The organism is Puniceibacterium antarcticum (assembly GCF_002760615.1).
GTDB classification, from domain to species: Bacteria; Pseudomonadota; Alphaproteobacteria; order Rhodobacterales; family Rhodobacteraceae; genus Puniceibacterium; species Puniceibacterium antarcticum.
The window spans coordinates 30,285-53,009 of sequence record NZ_AWWI01000181.1; the positions used below are offsets into that span (position 1 = coordinate 30,285).

General features: G+C 59.6%; 19 protein-coding genes and 1 pseudogene. 7 read left to right on the plus strand and 13 right to left on the minus strand.

Features of this window, described 5'->3' with window-relative positions:
* Positions 1-32: 32 nt before the first annotated feature.
* Complete coding sequence (gene lsrK / locus P775_RS25545) at positions 33-1,568, minus strand: autoinducer-2 kinase (protein WP_099913625.1); 1,536 nt, start codon at positions 1,566-1,568, stop codon at positions 33-35.
* Positions 1,569-1,571: 3 nt separating this feature from the next.
* Complete coding sequence (locus tag P775_RS25550; protein WP_099913626.1) at positions 1,572-2,510, minus strand: sugar-binding transcriptional regulator; 939 nt, start codon at positions 2,508-2,510, stop codon at positions 1,572-1,574.
* A 221-nt stretch (positions 2,511-2,731) separates the two neighbouring features.
* Between P775_RS25550 and lsrA the strand changes: the two genes are divergently transcribed.
* The 5 genes from lsrA to P775_RS25575 all read left to right on the plus strand — a co-directional run bounded on the left by lsrA (position 2,732) and on the right by P775_RS25575 (position 8,544).
* Positions 2,732-4,207: an autoinducer 2 ABC transporter ATP-binding protein LsrA gene (gene lsrA, locus P775_RS25555; protein ID WP_099913627.1), complete on the plus strand. Its 1,476-nt coding sequence runs from the start codon at positions 2,732-2,734 to the stop codon at positions 4,205-4,207.
* Positions 4,200-5,210: an ABC transporter permease subunit gene (locus P775_RS25560; protein WP_099913628.1), complete on the plus strand. Its 1,011-nt coding sequence runs from the start codon at positions 4,200-4,202 to the stop codon at positions 5,208-5,210. Before lsrA ends, P775_RS25560 begins: the two co-directional genes overlap by 8 nt.
* Entirely contained in the window at positions 5,207-6,190 is a 984-nt protein-coding gene (locus tag P775_RS25565) for an ABC transporter permease subunit (protein ID WP_099913629.1), read from the plus strand. Before P775_RS25560 ends, P775_RS25565 begins: the two co-directional genes overlap by 4 nt.
* Positions 6,191-6,222: 32 nt before the next feature.
* Positions 6,223-7,239, plus strand: a complete 1,017-nt coding sequence (lsrB, locus tag P775_RS25570) for an autoinducer 2 ABC transporter substrate-binding protein LsrB (RefSeq protein WP_099913630.1) — start codon at positions 6,223-6,225, stop codon at positions 7,237-7,239.
* A 63-nt stretch (positions 7,240-7,302) separates the two neighbouring features.
* Positions 7,303-8,544 carry a class II aldolase/adducin family protein gene (locus P775_RS25575; protein ID WP_099913631.1) on the plus strand — a complete coding sequence of 414 codons (1,242 nt, stop codon included), beginning with the start codon at positions 7,303-7,305 and terminating at the stop codon, positions 8,542-8,544.
* 36 nt (positions 8,545-8,580) lie between these two features.
* Here P775_RS25575 and P775_RS29305 read toward each other — a convergent pair.
* The 9 genes and pseudogenes from P775_RS29305 to P775_RS25620 all read right to left on the minus strand — a co-directional run.
* A pseudogene (locus tag P775_RS29305) lies at positions 8,581-8,874 on the minus strand (integrase core domain-containing protein); the annotation flags it as partial.
* A 333-nt stretch (positions 8,875-9,207) separates the two neighbouring features.
* Entirely contained in the window at positions 9,208-9,531 is a 324-nt protein-coding gene (locus tag P775_RS25585; RefSeq protein ID WP_099913632.1) for an H-NS histone family protein, read from the minus strand.
* Positions 9,532-9,900: 369 nt separating this feature from the next.
* Positions 9,901-13,146, minus strand: coding sequence for an autotransporter domain-containing protein (locus tag P775_RS25590; RefSeq protein ID WP_099913633.1), 3,246 nt, complete (start codon positions 13,144-13,146; stop codon positions 9,901-9,903).
* A gap of 216 nt (positions 13,147-13,362) precedes the next feature.
* Positions 13,363-13,719 (minus strand): hypothetical protein, encoded by a 357-nt coding sequence (locus P775_RS25595; protein WP_180287587.1) that lies wholly within the window; start codon positions 13,717-13,719, stop codon positions 13,363-13,365.
* Between the two features lie 247 nt (positions 13,720-13,966).
* Positions 13,967-14,533 (minus strand): histidine phosphatase family protein, encoded by a 567-nt coding sequence (locus P775_RS25600; protein ID WP_099913634.1) that lies wholly within the window; start codon positions 14,531-14,533, stop codon positions 13,967-13,969.
* Positions 14,530-15,615 (minus strand): MBL fold metallo-hydrolase, encoded by a 1,086-nt coding sequence (locus tag P775_RS25605; protein ID WP_180287588.1) that lies wholly within the window; start codon positions 15,613-15,615, stop codon positions 14,530-14,532. The genes P775_RS25600 and P775_RS25605 overlap by 4 nt, the downstream gene beginning before the upstream one ends.
* Positions 15,608-16,684 (minus strand): ABC transporter ATP-binding protein, encoded by a 1,077-nt coding sequence (locus tag P775_RS25610; RefSeq protein WP_099913635.1) that lies wholly within the window; start codon positions 16,682-16,684, stop codon positions 15,608-15,610. The genes P775_RS25605 and P775_RS25610 overlap by 8 nt, the downstream gene beginning before the upstream one ends.
* A complete protein-coding gene (locus tag P775_RS25615; RefSeq protein ID WP_099913636.1) occupies positions 16,672-18,378 on the minus strand; it encodes an ABC transporter permease in 1,707 nt (568 codons plus the stop codon). The genes P775_RS25610 and P775_RS25615 overlap by 13 nt, the downstream gene beginning before the upstream one ends.
* Positions 18,375-19,346 (minus strand): ABC transporter substrate-binding protein, encoded by a 972-nt coding sequence (locus P775_RS25620; protein ID WP_099913637.1) that lies wholly within the window; start codon positions 19,344-19,346, stop codon positions 18,375-18,377. Before P775_RS25620 ends, P775_RS25615 begins: the two co-directional genes overlap by 4 nt.
* 189 nt (positions 19,347-19,535) lie before the next feature.
* Between P775_RS25620 and P775_RS25625 the strand changes: the two genes are divergently transcribed.
* Positions 19,536-20,303: a DeoR/GlpR family DNA-binding transcription regulator gene (locus P775_RS25625; RefSeq protein WP_099913638.1), complete on the plus strand. Its 768-nt coding sequence runs from the start codon at positions 19,536-19,538 to the stop codon at positions 20,301-20,303.
* A 265-nt stretch (positions 20,304-20,568) separates the two neighbouring features.
* Here the strand turns inward: P775_RS25625 and P775_RS25630 are convergent, their stop codons facing one another.
* Entirely contained in the window at positions 20,569-21,588 is a 1,020-nt protein-coding gene (locus P775_RS25630; protein ID WP_099913639.1) for a zinc-binding alcohol dehydrogenase family protein, read from the minus strand.
* 83 nt (positions 21,589-21,671) lie between these two features.
* Positions 21,672-21,797, minus strand: coding sequence for a hypothetical protein (locus P775_RS29525; protein WP_281256129.1), 126 nt, complete (start codon positions 21,795-21,797; stop codon positions 21,672-21,674).
* A gap of 93 nt (positions 21,798-21,890) precedes the next feature.
* On the opposite strand from P775_RS29525, the gene P775_RS25635 reads away from it, so the two are divergent.
* On the plus strand, positions 21,891-22,721 hold the full coding sequence (locus tag P775_RS25635; RefSeq protein WP_099913640.1) for a helix-turn-helix transcriptional regulator: 831 nt from the start codon (positions 21,891-21,893) through the stop codon (positions 22,719-22,721).
* Positions 22,722-22,725 lie beyond the last annotated feature (4 nt).

Genomic DNA, 22,725 nt, shown 5'->3' on the forward strand with positions numbered 1-22,725 from the left:
CGTATCCTTTCGAGGGAAGAGGTCAAAGAGTGTCAGAGCTGTGTGCCAGGGGCCTGCCACATGGAGGTGGTGACGCCGGAGGCGACCAGTGCGCGTTGCAGGGCATATGCCTTTGCCCATCGGTCACCGGCGTCGTCGTACATATCCTTCAGCGCGGTGTTTGGCGTGAATTCTCTCTCAATCGCAGACCATGCAGCGCCGGCTTCTTGCAGGGTTGCGAACAGACCTGCGCCTGTCGCCGCTGCTGCAGCACAGCCTTGTGCGGTGGCTTCCTTGACACGGGGCGTGGCGACAGTGAGTCCGGTCACATCGGCAAGGATCTGCGCCCAATGCGGTGACCTGGATGCGCCACCGGCAAAGACGATCCGATCCGGTCGCTTGCCCGTCAGGTCAAACACGGCCTGGAGGTTGCGATGCGCCACGATGGCGGCGTTTTCCTGCAGCGCGCGAAAGATCGCGGCAGGGCCAGAGGCCGTGGGGTCAATCGAGAGGTTGAGAAGCGATGGCGCGGCGTGGAACCATTCACCATAGCGCATCACATCGGAAAAGATCGGTATGATGCCATGGGCCCCCGGCGGCACGTCTTTTGATGCGGCCTCAAGCTCGGTATAGCCTTTGCCTTGGCCGAAAGCGTCCCGGAACCAGCGCATCACCGCACCGGTGAAAAAGCTGATGGCTTCGGCCTGATTTAGGTCTGGTACAACATGCGGATTGATCCGCAGATTCATCGTGGGATCGGTGAGCGTCAGCGGCACATTGACCACCTGTTGCCAGAAGGTGCCGCCCAGAACGGCACAGTCCCCGTCCTGCACGACCCCAAGGCCAAGCGCGCCGGTCTGGCAATCGCCGCCGCCCGCGACGACAAGCGTGCCTGGCGCAAGGCCTGTCGCCTCGGCTGCCGCGTCGTGGACATGGCCGATCGGCTCGCCGGTGTGGACCGAGCGGGGAAAGAGATCCATGGGCAGGCCGACGGTTTCAAGCGCATCTGACAGGGGTTTGCGATCCTTCAGGCCGATCAGACCGGTGGTGCCCGCGTTGGATGGCTCGGAGGTCAGTTCGCCAGAGAGGCGATAAAGCACCCAGTCCGACAGCATCGTCAACGCGCGTGCACGGTCCAGCACCTCTGGCATGTGCGTGCGCAGCCAGATCAGGCGGGGCAGGGCGCCAAGGGCATAGGTCTGGCCGGATCTGGCGTAGATATCCTCCTCCAGCCCGGGGTGGCCCGCCTTGAGGGCGCGCACCTCTGCATCCGCGCGCGCGTCCACATTGGCACAGGCCCAGATTTCCGCACCGCTTTCGTCATGGAGCACGAAGGCCTCGCGCATGGCAGTCGCGCTCACCGCCTTGATGTCTTTGGGATCAACGCTGGTCGTTGCAATCACCTCGCGGCAGCAGCGGGCCAAGGCCGCCCAGTTTCCGGCCGTGTCAAAATCCATCGATCCGGGATAGCGCGGGTCGCTGGCATGCCACCATTCCTGCCCCGAGGCGCCGATTTCCGCGCCCGTTTCGTCAAAAAGCACCGCGCGTCCGCTGCCTGTGCCTGCATCAATGGCCATAAAATACTGCATGTTTCAGCCTTCTGCCGCGTCAAGAAGTGCAAGCGCGGTTGGTTCGTCTGTGATCAGAATGTCGAGAATATTGCCGCGCAAGGCCGCAAGGATAGGGGTCGTCTTGGTCGGCCCGCCGGCCGCGCCGATGACTTTGTCCGAGGCGCGCAGTTGTGTCAGATCGACGCCGACCACGCGGTCATGCAGCGGCAGTGCAATGTCCTGACCATTGCGGTCAAAGAACCGGCAGAGGATATCCCCCCGGGCCCCGCCACGCCGCAGCGGGTCGATATCCCCCGGCGAAAGATAGTCCTGTTTGAAGACGGTTGCGCCCTCGCTTACCCCACCGATGCCCACAAGCTTGTATTCAGCCTCAAGCGCCTTTGTCATGAGCGAGGCGACAGAGGGTTCCTGCATCAGGGCCTTGGCGAGTTCCGGGGTCGACACTACAAGAGGGGCGGGAATGATGTTGACGTTCTTGTGCCAGTTCGCCTCGCGCATCCCTTCGACATAGGTTTGCACGCCGCCGGTCAGCGCATAAAGACCGATGCCACGTTCCTTGGCGGTATATCCAAGCATGCGGACGGAATGGGTGATCGTCTCGCCCCAGCCCACGGACAGGCTGTCGCCCGGCGCCAGCTTTTGCATAAGGTATTGCGCCGCGGCCTGACCGATCCGCATGTTGGCATCTTCGACCGTGCTTTCGGGGATGACGCGGCAATCGCTGAGCCCGAACTGCTGCTTCATGCGGCTTTCCAGCGCAAGACAGCCTTGCTGGCGGGAATTGATGCGCAGCTGGATAAAGCCCGAGGTGCGCCCGACATCGAGCAGGCGCGACACCTTGATGCGCGACAGGTTGAGGATCTCGCCCACTTCGCTCTGGGTTAGGCCGTCATTGTAATAGAGCCATGCCACGCGCGCGAGCAGGGCCTCGTCCGTTTCGTCCGGCGCTGTGTCTGCCATGATTTATCCTCCCGCTCGCACAACTGTGCGGATCATTTAAGTAATCACAAATACATTTGAACAAGTCAATATCTGTATTTACCGGACAAATTTCCGATAATGATAGCATGAATCGGTTGACATGAAGGTAGAGTGGTGAACAAATGAACATGTAATATGCATATGAACGCGACACGGGAGGCTGCGGGAAGATGCATGACGAATGACGTTGAGGAGGCGTTATGGACCCTGTGCTTGCCGAGCTGACCTCTGTTTCAAAGAGTTATGGCCCTGTTTCCGTACTCAAGAAGGTGGATTTCTCAGTGCGTGCCGGCGAGGTTCATGCGCTTCTGGGCGGGAACGGGGCGGGCAAATCGACTCTGATGAAGATTCTTGTGGGGCTGGTTCCGGCAACCGACGGACAGGTGCACATCGGCGGTCAGCCCTTGTCGCCCGTCACACCGGCGCAGGCACAGGCGATGGGGCTCTATCTTGTGCCACAAGAGGCACATATCTTTCCCAATCAGTCCGTTCTTGAAAACATCTGTGTCGGGCTGTCGAAACCGGCCGCCGCCTATCGCGCGCGGATCGAGGCATTGATCGCCCAGATCGGCGTTGCGCTTTCTCCCGACACAAAGGCCGCAACCCTCGAGATTGCGGATCGTCAGATCGTTGAGATCCTGCGCGGGCTGGTGCGCGAGGCAAAGGTTCTCATCCTCGATGAACCCACATCAGCCCTGACCCCTCATGAGGTGGACACGCTGTTTTCCCGGATGCGGGCGCTGCGCGAGTCGGGGCACGGGCTGGTGTTCATTTCTCACAAGTTGCACGAATTGCGCGCCGTCTCGGACAGGATCACCGTCTTGCGCGACGGCTATGTCGTGTTCAGCGAAATGATGTCCGACAGCGCCGATGCCGATATTCTGGCCGCGATGAGCCCAGGCGTGACCGCCCTTGATGCGCGCGTTGCAGGCAAGGCGCAATCCAAGGATATCCTCTTGTCCCTCAAAGGGATGAGCGGCGAAGGCTTTGTCGACATCTCGTTTGATATCCACAAGGGCGAGGTTCTTGGCCTGACCGGTGTGGTCGGGGCGGGCCGCACGGAGCTTGCAGAAACGCTGGTCGGCTTGCGGATGCGCAGTCAGGGCAAGGTGACGCTGGACGGAACACCCTTTGTCGCCAAAAGCCCGAGCGAGGCCGTGCGGCAGGGCGTCGTTCATCTGTCGGAAGACCGCCAGCAATACGGCCTGTTTCTGGACGCGCCGCTGTTCTGGAATACATCCTCTTTTGTCTATGACAGGCTGCCTTTTTTCCTGCGCCCGGGCCGGGAACGCGCGCGTTTCGACAGCTATCGCGACATGCTGGGCATCAAATGCGCGAGTCCCGACCAGCCTGTGAGCAGCCTGTCAGGCGGCAACCAGCAAAAGGTGCTGCTGTCCAAATGTCTGGTGGCCAAGCCAAAGCTGCTGATCTTAGATGAACCCACGCGCGGCGTCGATGTTGGTGCCCGCAACGACATCTACCGCATCATCGAAACGCTGGCGGCCGAGGGCACCTCGGTTTTGCTGATCTCGTCAGATTTTGACGAAGTTGTCCGGCTGTCGGACCGGATTGCCGTGATGGCTGGCGGCTATCTTGCAGGCGCGCTGCCGGGCGGTGCCTCGACCGATGAAATTGCTGAATTGGCCTTTGAGGCCGGGGGACTGGCGCATGCTTGAACGGATTGCCCGCGACCGGATCGCGACACTTTTCCTTGTGACCGTTGCCGTGCTGCTGGCCGTGGGATTGGCGGCGCCGGGGTTCCTTGCGCCGCGCACGGCGTCGATCATCTGGTCGAACGGTCTGGTGCTGATGCTGGTGGCGCTGGGGATTTTCCCAGTCATCCTCACCCGCAACATTGACGTCTCTGGCGGGTCCATTCTGGGCCTGTCTGCGGTGACACTTGGCCTGTCCCTGAACGCGGGGATTGCCATGCCGGTCGCCATTTCCATGGCGCTGGGGGCCGGGATCGCGGCGGGCGCGCTGAACGGTTTTCTGGTGGCGGTTCTGGGCGTGCCCTCGATCGTTGCAACCCTTGGCACGCTTGGGCTGTTTCGCGGTGTGATGCTGATCACAACCGGCGGCGAATGGATCGAGGATTTGCCCGAGCCGCTCAAGATGCTGGGTGCGCGGTCTTTTGCAGGACTGTCTGTCGTAGGTATCGTGGCCGCCGTTGCGATCCTCGTCGTCTGGCTCTTTCTGCGTTCGCGACGCGGACGTTGGGTGATGGTGACGGGCGACAACCGCGCCGCGGCGCGCCACCTTGGGCTGCCGGTCAAACGGATCGAGTTTCTGGCCTTTGTCTGGGCCGGGGTTATGGCGTCCGTGGCCGGGATCACCTTTGCGGCGCAGATCGGGTTCGTGCCCAATCAGGCGGGCAGCGGAATCGAACTGCGCGCCATTGCGGCACTGGTTCTGGGGGGCGTGAGCCTGCTCGGCGGCGTCGGGTCTGTGGCAGGTGTCGTGATCGGGGTCATCTTCTTCACTTCAATCGACACAACGCTCGTGTTTCTGAAGATCCCCGCCTACTGGAACGACCTGATCGGCGGCGCCATGCTCTTGGGTGTGCTGCTGATCGACGGACGCCTGCGCATCGCGCTTGAGGCACGGGATCGCGCCGCCCGCTACAGGCGCGGCGATCAGACATCTTCGACAACGCGCAAGCTGGAGGACGCTGCATGAAACGGTATCTGATGCGGTGGGAGGTTCTTCTTCTCGGGTTACTGGTGCTTGAGCTGCTGGTCTTCGGGTTCATAAATCCGCGCTTTCTGCGCCCAAGTTCGATGTTGTTCGGGACCTCCGATTTCGTGCAGGTCGGCATCGTGGCGGTTCCGCTGACCTTCGTGATCATCGCGGGCGGTATTGATGTCAGCTTTGCCTCTACCGTCGGGCTGTGCGCAATCACCTTCGGCATCGCCAACTTCTTTGGCCTGCCTCTGCCCGTAGCACTCTTGGTGGGGTTTGCGACTGGGGCGCTGGCCGGTCTCCTGAACGCCACGATCATCCGTTTGACGGGGCTGCAGCCCTTGGTGGTTACGCTTGGCTCACTCTACATGTTTTCCGGGGCGGCAACGGTGCTGTCCGGTGTTGTCGGCGCGAACGGGTATGAAGGCATCGGCGGCTTTCCGGCAGCCTTCACGGCGCTGGGATATGCGCAGATCTTTGGTCTGCCTATGCCACTTTTTGTGTTTCTGAGCTTTTCGGCGGTGCTGCTGGTGTTGCTGCATCTGACTCGCTTTGGCCGATTGGTGTTCCAGATCGGTCAGAACGAAAACGCGGCACGCCATTCGGGGATGCCCGTGGCCCGCGTGCAGATGCTGACCTATGTCATGACCGGTGTTGCTGCCGCGCTCGCCGGCGTGATGCTGTCGGCCTATTTCGGATCGGCCCGCGTTGATCTGGGCAGTGCCACGCTGTTGCCTGCGATCACGGCGGCGGTCCTGGGCGGCGCGTCGATCTATGGCGGGCAGGGATCGGTTCTGGGCACGATCATCGCCACGTTCATCATCGGATATCTCCAGCAGGGTCTGCAGATGAGCGGTGTTCCAAGTCAGATTTCCAGCGCGCTGTCCGGGGCGCTGCTGGTTCTTGTCGTGGCCTTGCGCCACGGCGCTGCGCTCTTGCGCGATATTATTCCGGTTCGAACGCGTCAGATCGACTGAGGCGGAACAGAGTTCTTTAGGGAGGAACGACTATGCGTAAGACACTGAAATTTGTGGGCACCGTGGCCGCAGGGCTGATGATGGCGAATGTTGCCGTCGCTCAGGACATAGCCTTTATTCCGAAACTTGTCGGCGTGGGCTTTTTCACGTCCGGCGGCAAGGGCGCCGTGGACATGGGCAAGGAACTGGGCGTCAACGTCACCTATGACGGCCCGACCGAACCGAGCGTTTCCGGTCAGGTGCAATTCGTGAACAACTTTGTTAATCAGGGCTACGGCGCGGTGATCCTGTCATCCGTTTCCCCGGACGGTCTGTGCCCGGCGCTGAAACAGGCGATGGCGCGCGGTGTGCTTGTCATGACCTGGGATTCCGACGTGAACCCTGAATGCCGGTCCTACTATGTGAACCAGGGCACGCCGGACCAGCTGGGTGGCCTGCTGGTGGACATGGCGAATGACGGGCTTGAGGGCAAAGAAAAGGCAAAGGTTGCGTTCTTCTATTCCTCGCCGACCGTGACCGACCAGAACGCCTGGGCCGAAGCCGCCAAGGCGAAGATTGCGGCCGAGCATCCGAGCTGGGAAGTCGTGACGACCCAATACGGATACAACGACGCGCAGAAGTCCCTGCAGACCGCCGAAAGCATCCTGTCCGCCTATCCCGACCTCGACGCCATCATTGCGCCCGATGCCAACGCGCTTCCGGCGGCGGCTCAGGCGGCGGAAAACCTTGATCGTGCAGGCAATCTCACCATCGTCGGCTTTTCCACCCCGAACGTGATGCGCTCCTACGTCCAGCGCGGCACGGTCAAACGGTTTGGTCTTTGGGACGTGACACAACAGGGCGCGATCTCGGTAGCTGTGGCGGCGCATGTGCTTGAAAACGGGCCGCTGAATGTCGGCGACAAGATCGACGTTCCGGGCATCGGTGAAGTCGAAGTCTCGCCCAACTCGGTGCAGGGCTATGACTATGAAGCCGAGGGCAACGGCATCGTGCTTTTGCCGGAACGCACCGTGTTCACCGCCGAGAATATCGACAATTTCGATTTCTGACCCCAACACCTCTTCAAAAGCGGGGGCGTTCGCGCCTCCGCCGATCCAACAAGGAGCCTCCTCATGCAATCTCGCTGGAACGACACTGACGCCCAGAGCTTTGTCGACGCCGCCAAGGCGCAGGGTCAGCCCGCTGCGCTGGGTCTGCGGATATACACTTCGCGTCTGATTGGGCAGGATCCAGACCTTGTTCTGCATGGGGGAGGGAATACGTCGGTCAAGGTTCCAGAGGCAGCGGGTGGGGCCGTTATCCACGTCAAAGGCTCTGGCTGGGACCTCAGCGATATCGAGGCGCCCGGACTCCCGGCGATGCGCCTTGAGCCGCTTCTGGCAAGTAAAGACATCCCCCATATGTCTGACGAGGATATGGTGGCCTTTCTGCGGTCCCATCTGCTGGAACCGTCAGCCCCGAACCCATCTACCGAAGCGCTGCTGCATGCCTACATGCCGCATGCGTTCGTCGACCACACACATGCCACGGCCACACTTGTCCTTGCCGACCAGGCGGACATGCGGGGCGTGGTCCAGAGAATCTATGGCGGACGCGTCGGTTTCGTGCCCTACGTCATGCCGGGCTATGCCTTGAGCCACGCCTGCAACGAAGCACTTAATCGTGATCCAAGCGTTCAGGGGCTCTGGCTAGAACAGCACGGTCTGTTCACCTTTGCCGAGACCGGGCGTGCGAGCTATGAGCTGATGATTGAGTTTGTCACGATGGCCGAAGAGTTTCTGTCTTCTCGTGGAGTGGCGGTGCCGGGACCAGAGCAGACTGACCGCGAGGCGCCGGCTTCTCTTAGTCTCGCTCTCGCTGACGCGCTTGGAGCACATGGCGGCCTTGGCACGGCGCCGGTGCTGGATTTTCGCACAACACCCTCCATCCGGGCCTATCTCGACCGGGACAATATGTTCGAGTTGTCTGGACGTGGGACTGTGACACCTGACCATGTGATCCGGATCAAGCCGTTCCCAATGATCCTGTCAGCTAATGATGCCCGGGACGAGGTCGATGCGACCCTCGCCAAATATGCTGCACGCTATCATGCGTATTTTGACCGCAACGCGCTCAATACGGCAGAGCTAAAAGTGATGCTCGACCCGCTTCCACGGGCAGTGCTGGTGCCGGGTGTTGGGCTTTACGGTGTTGGTAATACAGAAAAGTCGGCGCATGTCGCCGGCGATCTGCTTGAACAGACCACACGGATCGTCAACGCTGCAGAGGATTACGGACAATTCACACCGATTTCCGAATTCGATCTTTTTAATATGGAATACTGGTCTCTCGAACAGGCCAAACTAAAAAAATAAGTTAAAATGGGTCTCGTTTGACGTTGCCCCCAACTTTTATCCAGCGTGAGCGAGACTCCGGGTTTGAGTTTTGCCGATTTGGGCGGGTTGGGCAACGGGGTCTGGCGCGGAGCTTTGCGGATTGCGCAGCGTCAGGCCCCGTTGCGGGGCGAAGGTCTTGGCAAACTCGGCTGGGGTCTGCCAGCCGAGGCGGGAGTGGGGGCGTTCGGTGTTATAGTCCTTGCGCCAGGCGGCCAGCGTCACGCGGGCATGGTGCAACGACGGGAACAGGGTCTCGTTCAGCAGCTCATCGCGCACGCGGCCGTTGAAGCTTTCGATGAAGGCATTCTGGGTTGTGTGATCTACTCTTTAATGCTTGGCCAGTAATTGACGCGCTTAATCTGCACCCGGCCCTCGCGTCCGCAGGCGATGCTCTTTCCGGCGCGGTAAGCGGCAGCAGGCGGCGACGCGCTTCACGAACTACGAAGAGATGGTATCTGGCCATGTAACCTACCTGCGCCGCGACCCGCACATCTTCACGGAGCGCTCCGCTGCAGATCAAAGAATACGCTGTTATTTCATGCGAGCTTACAACCAAAAGCTTCCATGAAATGGTCTCAAAAAACATGATGAACATTCGGCGCCCACGGTGAGGTGAATTCGGGAGCGCCGAAGATCTGTGGATCACTTGATTAACATGCTTTCAGCTGGCGTGCCTGCATCGACAGCCTCTTGGAACCAGTTCGGCTTGCGACCACGACCGGTCCAAGTCAGAGCAGGGTTCTCCGGATGCTGGTACTTGGGGGCTGAAACAGTCGCCTTTCCCTTGGCTTTGCTATCACCGGTCAGCTCAGCGATCGTAAAGCCCATCTCACGGGCTTTGGCTTCTACCGCTGCCAAAGCTTCGCTTTTCCGCCGCGCCTCAAAGTTTTTGATTGCCTTGGTAACATCCTTCTCAAGCTGCTTCAGCTCGTCGAGCGATAGTTGGTCTAAGTCTACTCTTGCCATTGGGCTTCTCCTGGCCGTTGTTTATACTGAAGCCGTTGTATCTTAAGAGAGAAGTGGGCGCCAGATCGGTCAAAAGTTAGGCGAAAAACTTTTGAATCTGATAATTTTCATTATGTGATCAAGCGAGTTCAAAGTTGGGCTAGTTTGGCAAGAGTCTATTGGGACATTTCAACAACTCACAGCACTCGTTGGATAGCTTTATCCAAAACTATGAGTCATACCAGCGTGCTCAGAAGTTTGCGTCAGAACCCTGCCACGATCCGGCACTTTATCTTTTTTCTACGCATTCAGACTGGAGGCTTACGGTGCCGCAATTCAAAGGGAGGGACCCCAGGATTGTGTTCCTGGGGTCCCGTACCGTCAGATCAATCAGAACCGGAGGCTGAAGTCTGCCTTGAGGCCGTTACTCGACATGTCGTTAGAGAACTGACCTTGATAGGAGACGCCAAAATCAGTGTTGTCGCTGATCTTTATGTCGACCCCAAAAGAGATCCGGGCTGCATCGCGGCCAATCGGTGCACCTGCGACCAGGAAGCTTCCACCATTGGCAAAAGCCATCTCGCTTTCGGGTGTCGCATCGCCAAACACATGCTGCCAGCTGGCCATTGCGTTCCAGCGCAGCGCGGTCTTGTCCTGATCAAAGTTCCCTGACGCCCTGACACCTGCAGTCGTAAAGGTGGCTTCGGATGTGTTGTCATCGGCCGAAAGTGCTGCCGCTCCACCATTTTCCGAGAAGCTGTCCGTCGAAAGAATGGCATGCGATAGGTTTGCGAAGGGCGACATCTGGATCTGATTGCCGAGCTCCAGAGCATAGCTGGCCTCCCCAAAGAACTGGGTCAGGCCAGAGTCATAATCGGCCTTCAGAGTGTCGGAGAAGCTGCCGATGTTAACAGACCGCTTTGTTTCCAGCTGGTTCAGGCTGTATGCTGCGCCTGCCCTGAGCGAGAGTTTCCCGATCTCGGTGCCGCCATAAACGCCGACATGATAGCTTTCGATGTCGACCGATCCGGTGGTACGATCACTGTCAACTGAGGATTTTCCCCAGCCGGTCAGGACACCAAGACGCAGATCGCCGGATACAAGTCCGTCAGCGCCAAAGAAGACTCCGCCGCCGTTTACGTCATAGGACGCCGCATTGTCATCGCTGTCAAACTTCGTGCGTGCGCCGTAACCAGAGGTCCAGACGCCGTCACCCTGAGAGTTCAGACGTTCCAGAGCCATGTCGCTGACAACGCGGGAATTGCCGAGCAGAGCAGATTGGGCGCTGGCATGCTCTTCCCCGGAGACCTGATCGAAAGCCTTGCTCGCCGTTTCATCATCGCTGAAAAGGAAGCCATTGAACAGAGACAGGCTGCCGGATCCCGCAGTCTGATCGAGCAGGTCAAGCGCTGCGGCGGCAGCGCGCTGGTTGTTTGTCTGCGCCGCAGCGGTAAAGGAGCGGGCACCATTCGTGGTCAGCTGCAAGGTCACGTCGGTCGAGGTGTAGAAGAGCTGTGACCTGATGAACGCAGAGTCGATCTGCAGATCGCTGAACTGCCCGGTCACATTGTCCGCCGTCAGGAAGGTGTAACTTTGTCCATTGCTGTAGCTGACGTTTGAATCAAGGGCGATCGCGTTGACTGTCGCGCCCTCAATGGCCGCAGTGCCGCTGACGAGGGTGCGGTCCGAGCTGCCATTGTTGGAGAATTCAAGATCATAGAATGACCCCGCCGCGAGCGTCAGATCGCCATTGACCGTGACCGTGCCGATCGACTCGCCGGGCGACAGACGGCCGTCCTTTTTCACCAAGGTGCTGGCCACAGTGCCGTTACCCCCCAGGGTGCCCCCGCTTGCAATATCAAGCGCACTTCCCCAGCTGCCGTTGACCGCAAAACGCCCACCATTGACGAAGGTCGTGCCGGTGAACTGCGAACCGTCGCCGGTGTAGACCAGACTGCCCTCGCCGCGCTTTTCAAAGCTGCCCGTGCCGGACACATCGTTGTCGAAGGTGCTGTCGATAAGGGTGTTCACCACCAGCTGACCTGTGGCATCGACCTCAATATCGCCGGTGCCGAAGGCCTTGCCGTGGGTACCGACAAGCATTCCCCCGCCGACAACCGTTCCACCCGCATAGCTGTTGAGGCCGGTGAGCATCAGCGTGCCGGTACCCAATTTTGTCAGCTTGCCCGCGCCGGAAATATCGTTGTTCCACGAATCGAAGGCATTGAAGCCATCAAGGCTCTTGTCCATGGTGACCGTGACATCGTCCCAGAAGGCTCCGTAACCGTCCGCTGCCGCATAGAGGTTCAGACGACCGTAGCCTTCTGCGTCATCCATCACGGGATATCCCGACGCCAGAGCGGTTGTCGCCAGAATGGCGCGGCGCTGATCCGCGGTCAGATAGGGCATGCGGGTTTCAAGCAGCACCTCAGCGCCCTTGGGGACATAAACCGGCTTGTCGGTGGCATTGATCTGCGTAAACCCATAAGTCAGCCGATCTGCCACATAGGCGGCATTTGCCTCGCGGTCCGCAAAACGGTCGACCGAAAGGTCACCTGAATGGGCCGCGACGTAAAGATCGGACGCCGTCGCGGAATCTGTCTCTTTCATCAGCCAGGCTTGGGCCTGAGTGTAGGCGTCTTTCTTGAGGGTCTGCCAGTCAAAGCCGTCGTCGCCATTCTCACGATTGAGGTTGAAGACGACGGATGCGGTCCCGAGCATGCGCCCACCGATGACATCAAGCGGCGAGTGCATGCCGGCAAGAATGCGGCTGTCACCCATCGAGATCGCACGCGTCACAAGCTCCTGAAAACGCTGCGGCACCATATAGGCCAGGGCAAGGGCATCACGCCAGGCTTCTGCGGTATGGCCGCTCGGGAAACCGCCGTCCTTGATTGGCGTCGTGCTCTTGGCGGGCTCAAGCGTCGGTACGACGACAACATCTCCGGACCACCGCCAGGGGCGGGCGTATTTGAAATACCGCTTCGCAGGCTCTGTCGAGGCGCTGTAACCCATTCGGCCGACGAGTTCGACGGCAAGGCCGAGATCCTCGTTACCTTCCCACCAGCCGGCGCCATTGTTGTTGCCACCATCATCGTATTTTACGGTTGTGGCATCCTCTGCGACGTCGAGAATGGTTGTGAACTGTTTTGTGCCCTTCACCCAGGCATCCTGCAGTGACCCCAGTCCGGTCAACACGCTGTAACCCTTGGCACGGCGGTCATCCAGATAGGCTTCCTTCGCTTCCTGTTCTGTGCGGTTGCGGGTGATGTCAACAACATATTGAATATTGTGGTCGTGCACGGCCTGGTTCAGGATCTTGCCATCTGTGGCGCTGCCCGGGATGCCGTCCCAGTCGGTCTTTACCACTGCGGGGAAGTCACCGACCGCCGGAGCGCTTACATCAGCATCGACATAAGGCGTGCGGGGTTCCCAGATTTCCAGAAAGCCACTGAGCAACCTGACGCCCGCATTGGTTTCCTTTGTTGCATAGCGGGCATCGCCCCGCTCGTTCGTGAAACCGGTGTCCATATAGGCCGGAACGTCTTTGTTTAGATAGGCTTCCTGCGCCGTTCCCACGGCAGGGCAGGCGATAAATACAGCTAGTGCAGTGGAAACTTTCAATTTCGATTTCATGTCAGACACTGTGTGATCTTTCGTCTTTTGGGCATCATTCGAAGATGGCGCTCACAAATTTGTGTTTTTGGGGGATCGTCCGGAGGAAGGCCTTAGGTGGCGTGCGTGACGGTCGCGTGACAAAATCACTCGGAAATCTCACCGGGCGGGCCTTTCCGCGAGCAAATCCCGGATGCCGTTGCGTTAGGTTACTAAATTCAAAATGACTTAATTAGATTATTGCGCCGATCTGCCCCGCTTGCGAAGGATCAGTCGTTGCCAATGAGGCTGGAAAGCCTCGCCCTTGAAAGCGGCATGGGGCTGCTTGACGCTGCGGAGTGATGCGTTCAGGGGCGTTACGCTGAGACGGGGCGCTGAGAAATGGCGCGTCGGCCTGATCGCGTCTTCGTTTCTTTGGGGCTGCGCCGCTTCGGTCCACCAATCCAGCCGTTCCAGCGTGCGGCCAAGATATCCGTCCCACTGCTCCGCATCGCCGCACCATGTTCCGTCTCCGGCCAGAACCTCTTGCAGCTTGGGGATATGGACCATGGCCAAAACCGGCAGGCAGCCGAGTTCGGACAGAAAACCCCGCATACCCATTGTGGCCCTCGCACTGCCCAATAGGTCATGATGGCGGACGGTTTGAAGGGACTCTGTTGCACAAAGTCGTTTCTGAACGGACTCCCCCTTTCCCGAGACGCAGTTATCCCACGGTTTCCGTGATGGGTATGCCGAGCGCAGTGTAGCCGTTCATGACTGCGATACGGACCTGGACACCTTGGACAGGATGGCCCACGCCGTCAGTGTCAGATTTCAGACAAGGTGCAGTCGACGTTGAAAATCACGAAATCCATTGTGTGTCTTTCTTGTCGAGCAGGAGTTCGTGCCAGCCCTCTGGGCGGGGCGTAAAAAGGTAGGGTGTGGTGTTGGCAGGTGACGGGCCATCTGCGGACCCGCCGGTCAACTGGCGTACCGCCCGAATGACGCCGGAATGCGCGACACAGACCGGTGTTTTCCCCGCCGAGCGTTTTTGCGCCTCCGTGATGGCATCACAAACGCGGTCAAGCATGTCTGACCATGGTTCGCCCGTACTCGGCGTCTGATCGCGTGGTGGAATCTCGCTGACAGGGCGGCCCTCGAAAAGACCCCAGTCGCGTTCACGCAATCCCTCCAGAAGGATGGATGTGTAGCCCGGAAACGCCAGACGCGCCGTGGCCTGCGCCCGCTGCTGAGGGCTGGAGAACAGCAAAATGTCGTCCGAAGGCCACGCCCAGTCCGATAGCGCGCGGGCCGAATGAAGGCCCAATTCAGTCAATCGTGCCTCTGTCTTGCCAGCGATGCGCTGATCACGATTGGCATCGGTTTGTCCATGGCGGATCATAACAAAAGCGAGGTCGGGCAGCTTCATAATATGCACCTCCCGTTCAGCAAAAGCTCTGCCTGAAAGCGAGGCTCCAGCAAGTAGTCTTCAGGTTGAGAACAGAACAGAGGCGCATAACGGCGTGCCCCAAGGCGGCGCACCATTGCGATCTGATCGGACAGGGGCGGATGCACGTTCCAGCGCAAGAACTGCCCGCCCTCGGCCGCAATGACGCGGGCATGGGCCGTCATGTGCCCAGTGAAGAGAACCATCGCCTCGTGACCCAGTCGATCAGTATCATGCCAGTCCCTTACGAGCTGCGCGGCCGTACCCGCATCTGCATTCGGTGTGTCGCAAATCAGAAAGCGTGCCGTCGGATCAAACCCGCGATCCAGAAGTGGAAAAAGCTGGTCTGCCATGCGGCTCAGACTACCGCTTTGCAGTGCCCGTTTGATGGCCAGCCTGCAGGTGTCATCAACTGTGACCTCTCCGTGGCGCATCAGATGCAGCGCCAGTTCACCAGCGCGCCCGGAGGGCGGCACAGGAAAAAGGATCTGCCGTCCTCCATTTTCAACAAGCATCTGGTCAAGCGCTGCGGCGCGCTGCACCTGCCGGACATCATCCAGATGATATGAGGAATCGATCAGGGCGGTCTGTGCAGGAGGTGGCGGGTCAAAGGCGAACCATGTGCTTTCCTCGGACCAGTCCCCGGAAAAGAACAGTCCGCCCCCCAGATCGAAATGCAGCCAGACCCCGCCCAGAGCGTGACCGTTGCGCCCGGTTGTGACGGTCACGTCGTCGATGACGGTGCGGCCGCTTTCTGGGAGAACGGTGACATCGCTGCCTGGCGGCAGGGCACGAGCGGTCTGTGCAGTGCAATGTATCGTCAGGCCGGCCGTTACCGCATACGCGGCGCCACCGATGTGGTCGATGTGATCATGGGTTATGAACACGCGCTCTGCACCCTCAAGCCAGGCTGGATTGAACGGCGAGGTGGCTTCGGGGCCAATACCGACGTCCAGCACCCACAATGCGCGCCCAGTCCAAAGACGTATGCAGGCCGGTCCCTTTTCGCCAAGCCCAGAGAGAACCTCGATCCAGGCTGTGGTGAGATAGCTGTCGTCACGCATATGCAAGCACCTTTTCCATCAGTACTGTGCCGTCGGGGTCGCGAAACGCCCAGAGATCCTGCAGCTTGATTCCGACAGTTTCGCCGATCGTGGCCCGCTGGCGGGCAAAAGCCACCAGCGTTTCTCCCGCCGCATCCAAAGACAGACGGAAGCGACCTCCAAGATAGGTGCAGCCGGTGACACGTGCGCGCAGAGGTGCATCATCGCTAAGCGTGATCGACTCGGGCCGGATGCTCACATGGCTGGGCTCTGCCGTCGCACTGCGCGACAGAACCTCCTGCCCAAGCACTTTCAGCATCAGCCCGTTTCTGTCGACCTGCCCGGTTGGCCGCACAGATACGACGGCGCCGTCCCCGACAAACCCTGCAACGAAACAATCGACCGGTTCGCGATACAGCACTTCGGGGGCGGCGAATTGCCGGATTTTTCCGGATTCCATCACCGCGACTCGATCGGCCAGCGCCAGCGCCTCACCCTGATCATGGGTGACGTAAAGCATGGTCGCCCCAGTCCGGCGGTGGAACATGGAAAACACCTCGTGCATGGACGCGCGTAGAGCCAGATCAAGATTGGCAAGCGGCTCATCCAGCAGAACGGCACGCGGATCGAACACCAGACAGCGTGCAAGGGCGACGCGCTGGCGCTGGCCACCGGACAGCTGCGCAGGCATGCGCTGTGCAAAATCGCTGAGGCCCGTCAATGACAGCGCTTCGTTCACGCGCGCCTGACGTTCCACACGAGGGACGCGCCGCACCTCCAGCGGGTAGGACACGTTTGCGGACACGCTCTTGTGTGGCCAAAGTGCATAGGATTGGAAAACGATGCCGATCCCGCGCTCCTCGGGGGGTACGAACTGGCCGCCACCGGCAACACTCTGTCCCCCGATCCGGATCTCGCCCGCGCTTGGGTGTTCAAAGCCTGCGGTCAGACGCAACAGTGTTGTCTTGCCGCAACCCGAGGGTCCCAGCAACGCCACGAATTCCCCAGACTTGATCTGCGCGTTGATGCGATCCAGCGCTGGCGCACCGTCGAATTGTTTGGAAAGGTTGGAAAAGATCAGCTCTGCCATGGGATGACACCTTTTGGAAGACGCTTTGCCCCGGCCTGAACCAGCCCCATGAGCAGAACGATGAGAAGCACAATCGACATCGCCAAGGCCGAGGCCATGACGGTTTCGCCACTGTCTTCGAGATTGTAGATCACGACGCCAAGCGTTTCCGTCCCTGATGACCAGAGCAGCGCCGATACGGTAAGTTCGTTGACCGCAGTCAGGAAAACGAGGATCGCACCCGCGGCTGCGGACGGTGCTGCGAGTGGAAGAACAACATCGCGCAGACGCCGCCCCAACCGCGCACCGACGCTGGCAGCGGCCTCTTCCATGGCCGGGTCAAGTTGCGCGATACTGGCCTGGATCGGGCGCAACATGACCACGAAGAACCGGGCCAGGTAAGCCAGCAGGATGATCCATATCGTACCGTAAAGCGTGAGTTCCGTGAACGGCAGGTTCAGGAAAGTCAGGATGCAGGCAATCGACAGCACGACACCCGGCAAGGCATAGGGCAGGTCAATGAGCGCGTCCAGAATGCGGCTCAGCCGGTTGGGCCGGCGTTGTATAAGCCAGGCCAGAGGCAGGCTGATGAGCAGCAGGATGGTAGCGGCAGAGGTCGCAAGCATCAGAGAGTTGCCATAGGCGCGGCGCGTGCCCGGCTGGATGAGCAGCACTTCCTTCCAAGCGTCAAAGGTCGCGGTGTTGAATGTCAGCGGCACGCCATATGCGGGGATAAGGGATGTCGCCAGCAGCGCAAATAAAGGCAGGGCAAGGATAACAAAGATGAATGCCCAGAGGGCCATTTCGACCGCACCCCGTACACGTCCAAGCGAGAGCGCAAGCGGTGTTCCGGACAACCCGACAAGCCCAAAACCTTTGCGTGACAGGACGGATCGGCTGAACAGAACGCCCATGATCGCAATCGCTCCGATCAGAAGCGACAGAACGGCAACTTCCGGCAGGACAGAGGGGCCCATGCCGACAAGACGCTGGTAGATAAGAGTTGGCAGGGTCGCGTAGCCCGCCGGAATGCCAAGCATCGCGGGAATGCCGAAATTCCCCAAAGCCGTAACAAAGGCCATCGCGCCCCCCGCAATCAGCGCTGGCATCGAAAGCGGCAGCACGATTTGCGCCCAGACACGTAAGGAGCCAGCCCCAGACATCCGCGCTGCTTCGACCAGATCGGCCGGTATCATCCGAAGTCCAGCGCGCAGTGTCAGAAAAACCAGAGACGCATGTTGAATGCCAAGGAGCAGAATGATGCCACCGGGAGAATGAAGTGGCTGCGGGCTGCCAAGCGGCGGGGCCAGCCCCAGCAGTTTCAGCAGCGTCGAAGACGGACCCGCCATCTGCATCCACGCCAGCGCGGTGATCTGCGGCGGAATCATCATCGGAACCATGAGGCAAAAGACCAAAGCTCCCTTGCCCCTAATATCCGTAAGCGCGACGAGAAAGGCAAATGTCGCCCCGATCAGCACCGATAATAGGGTTCCGCCACCCGCAGTGACCAGCGAATTCATCAACGCCGTGCCGGTCGACGGGCGCGTAAGGACCTTGGTGAGATGGTCTGTGGTAAATCCATCGCCAAATCCGATCCCCTCAAGCAGAAGCCGTACAACCGGGCCAAGCGCGATCAGCGCAACGGGCAGCAGAATAAGAGGCAGCAGCCGGTCGAGGGACCGGCTGCTGCCTTTGGCGAAGAACGTCTTTGTCATTGAACGCCAAACACCTCGGCGAAACGCGCCTTGTTGGCATCCGTGTCGGCTAGAGCCTGGGCGGCATCGAAATCCATCAGCTTAATCTCATCGCGCGTCGGGAAACCTTCGGGGCTGGCCACGCCGTTGCGCGCAGGGATGTACCCCATATTAACAACAAGGTTCTGGCCCTCTTCGCTCAGGACGAAATCGACGAATTTCTGCGCAGCGCCCATATGCTCGGTACCCGCCATGATGGCGACCGGTTCGGTCACGTAGGATACGCCCTCTTCGGGAAACACGAATGCGATGGGTGATCCGTCCGCCTTGGCCCGCACCGCCATAAAGTCGACAAGCACGCCGTAAGGCTTTTCACCCGAAGCGACGGCTTTGAAGGTCCCGCCATTGCCCCCTTCTGCGCGGGTGTTATTGGCCGCAAGGGCCTTGTAGTAGTCCCAGCCCAGACCATCGGTTCCGGTAAGGGTGGCGAGATGGATCAAGGCGGCGCCAGAATAGAGCGGCGACGGCATCGCGACAAGATTTGCCATTTCCGGCTTGGCAAGGTCGGCCCAAGATGTCGGCACGATCTGCGCACCGGTGTTGTAGACGATGCCCGTAGTGATCAGCTTGGTCGAATGGTAGTACCCATCGGCGCTATAAAGCGACACATCGTATGCCGCATCTTCAGGCGAGCTGTAAGCCGCAAGCTGACCCGCCTGCGCCAAGCCTTCAAGTGTCACTGTATCTGCGATCAGCAAGACATCGGCTTGCGGCTGGCCCGCTTCGATCTCGGCAGCGACGCGAGCCATCAGTTTGGTTGTGCCATCGCGGACCCAATCGACTTCGATTTCAGGATTGGCTGCCATGAAGGCATCCACGGTCTGCTGGGCGTCTGCATTGGGTTGGGACGTATAGAGCGTCAGTGTTTCAGCGGTTGTAAGGGACGGCAGAGCCAGTGCAAGGGTAGCAGCCAAAAGGGAACGGGACATCAGATTCTCCTGATAGAGTTAATTTTCGTTCGAAAGATCAAATCATCGATTCGACGCTCCTATCGGCTTCCTAACTCCTGCACGTGACAGTAATATTACGAACTAAAGATTAGAATAATTGCCAATTTTATTGGCTTTCTAAAAGGGCATCTGTAAGCTTGCCGTGGAGAAATGAGGGTTCGATCGAAAATGCTACCTAGCGAAACAGAGCGGCGCCGGGATCTTATTGTTAACCTGTTGTCGAGCTATGGAGAGCTGTCTGCCTCTGCCTTGGCCGAAATGCTGGACGTGACGGTTCAGACGCTTCGCGCAGACCTGCGCGCCTTGGATGAGCTGCGGATTGTCCGGCGTCGTCATGGCGGTGCAATGCTGGCGGCGGCTAGCGATAATATAGATTATCAACCTCGGCTGGCCGTCTCGCGAGATGAAAAGAACAGGATCGCGGCAGCAGTTGCCAAAATGATACCGAACGGTGCCACCGTTGCCCTAGGAACCGGCACCACGATCGAGGCAGTTGCGCGCGCCCTTGTCGGGCACGAAGGACTGACCGTCGCGACCAATAATATTCATGTGGTCCTTGCTTTGCGAATGGCGGAACATATCACCATTCTCTTGGCCGGAGGAAAAGTGCGCCTGCGGGATCTCGACCTGATCGGCGCCGAAAGCAGCGAGTTTTTCGGCGGCCTTCGGTTCGATCATGCGGTTTTTTCTGTTGGAGGCGTTTCAGAGACAGGCGACCTGCTTGATTTCAATCTCGATGAGATTCGCGCCCGTCAGGCCATTTCGTGTTGTGCCCGCGAGCGCACATTGGTGATTGATCACGCAAAAATTGGTCGCCTCGCCCCGCACTGCTGGGGAAGCATTCAGGGCCTCGATCGCATCATCTGCGGGGGGCCACTTGCTAAGAGCTTGAAAATGGCCGGAAGAGCGAGTGGGTGCGAGCTCATCGAGCTCTAGGCTCCAGCCGGCGAACCGGCTGGAGCCCGCAACGTCCCGGCCCATCCTCCCTGTCCGATTGGCCCGCGCCCTGTCTCTCCGAGCCAGGGCGTGAACCTACGGCCATGGTTGTCTTATTCCGTGCCGATGCGGCCTTGTGAGTAACGTTATCTGGGGCAGGATGATAAATATCTAAGGTCTGGGCCAGCGACGTGACAGGAATGTCAATTTTGATTGAAGTCTGACAGGAGCAGTGATTGAGCGATCAGCGCCGGACGATCAAACGTCAACGCAACGTGACGACGATCTTCTCAGCAGAGACGCCTGCTTTCTGCGTATCGAGCGCTGCCTGTAGCGCGTCGAGGCCGTCACCAACGATGCGCGCCGCCGGAGCAGGTTTGAGATTGCCATCTCTGAGAGCCGCCGGCAAATACTCCTCGTAGATCGCTTTCCCCACCTCGTTATCCCTCAGCGTCAGCCCGAAAATCTGCTTTGCTGTGACGGTCTCCGGCTTATCCTCCGGGATGGGCAGCGTCGAGGTGACGGTGCGGTTCCCTTTAAGGCGGCTGACGGCGTCATAGCACGGTCCGGTCTCGCCGACTGTGAATATGGCCCCGGCAAGATTATAGCCGTCGAACGCGGCAACAACCGCACCGACAACATCGCAGCGGTGATAGTCGATCACCACACGTGCACCCAAGGCCTTCAACGCTTCGGCGTTCTTTGGCGAGGCCGTGGTGACGACATCGTAGCCCGCAGCGACCGCGAGCTGGATCGCGCAAGAGCCGACGCTGGACGCACCGCCCCAGACCAGGACCGCCAAGCCGGTCTTGCCCGCCCCTATGCGCGGGTGGTTCAGTCCAAGCTGGTCGGTCTGGAACAGACCGCAGGCGGCAGTGCCGATACCGAGAGGCAAAACGCAGGCGTCGGTATACGTCATGCCGTCCGGGATCGGAGAAGCCAAGTTAGCGTCCAGAATTGTACGGGTCTGGAAACCGCCTTTCGCCGGAGTATTTGTCCAGCAGCCGACCGCCTGACCCAGCACCCGGTCGCCTACGGCGAACCGCGTGACGCCGGGGCCTATGGCGACAACCTCTCCCGCAACGTCGTTGCCGAGGATCATCGGATATTGCATCCAATCGCCGACAGGCTGCGCCTGAAGAATCCAGTCGGCCGGATTGATGGCAAGTGCGGCATTGCGCACCGCGATCTCGTTCTCGCCGGGTGTTGTCTCGTCGACCGCCTTGACGCTCAGCGGTGCGCCGGGCGCGGGCTGCCAGGCGGCCATCTGAAGTGTATCCGTCATGGTTTGTCTCCTTGAAACCGTTCGCTACTCAAATAGCCCCCAATTTACACAACAGGAGCCGTGATCGTATCCCGGTATGATCCTTACCCCGCTATACGGACAAGCCAGACAGCGATCTGCACCGTGGCAAACGCCGCGAGCACGCCCGCGACGTCGGTGGCCGGGGTCATCGGATAATGCCATTCGAAAGCTTCAGGTAGGTCACGCAAACTGTATTCCTTGCGTGTTCGATGCCTAACACTCGCTGGAAATCATTTGATAAGGCGGTATATTATACCGGTATCAAGAGGAGGCTGCCGACCATGGCGCGTGACGAGAAAAACAGGCTTGGCAGTTATCTCAAGGATCGTCGCAGCAAGCTCGACCCGGCGGCGTTCGGTTTTCCACTGGCGCGCCGGCGCACGCCGGGGCTGCGTCGCGAGGAGGTCGCGCTGCGTGCCAATGTCAGTTCGACTTGGTACACATGGCTCGAACAGGGCCGTGGCGGCGCACCATCGGCCGACGTGCTCGACCGTATTTCGCGCGCCCTCGTCCTGACCCCGGGCGAGCGGGAACATCTTTTCCTGATCGCTCAGGATCGGCCCCCCAAGGCGAAGTATACCGTGCCAGAAGCAATCTCTGAACAGCTCCAGCGCGTTCTCGATTCATTCGTGTCCAGTCCCGCAGTCATTCGCTCCGCGATCTGGGATGTCGTCGCTTGGAACAGGGCCGCAACGCTGATCCTGAGCGACTATTCCGCGATGGAGCCGGGCGAGCGCAACATTCTGCGCATCTTCTTCACCGACCCCCATATCCGTAACGGGATGCTGGACTGGGAGCAGGAAGCCCGCTTCATGGTCGCCGCCTTCCGGGCCGACGTCGCGCGAGCAGGCGCTTCGCAGGCCACCAAGGAGCTGGTGGCACAGCTCTCCGAGGCAAGTCCCGAGTTCGGGGCGATGTGGCAAGACAACGAGGTCGCGTCCTACGGCGAAGGGTACAAGAACATCGTCACGGGTACCCTCGGGCCGCTGACTTTGGAATATTCGTCGTTCACCGTCGACGGCCATCCGGACCTAGGCCTGATGATCTACACGCCTGCATCGCGGGACATGGCTTCGCGGATCGAGCGGCTGGTAGCCGGATCGACGGATTAGGGAC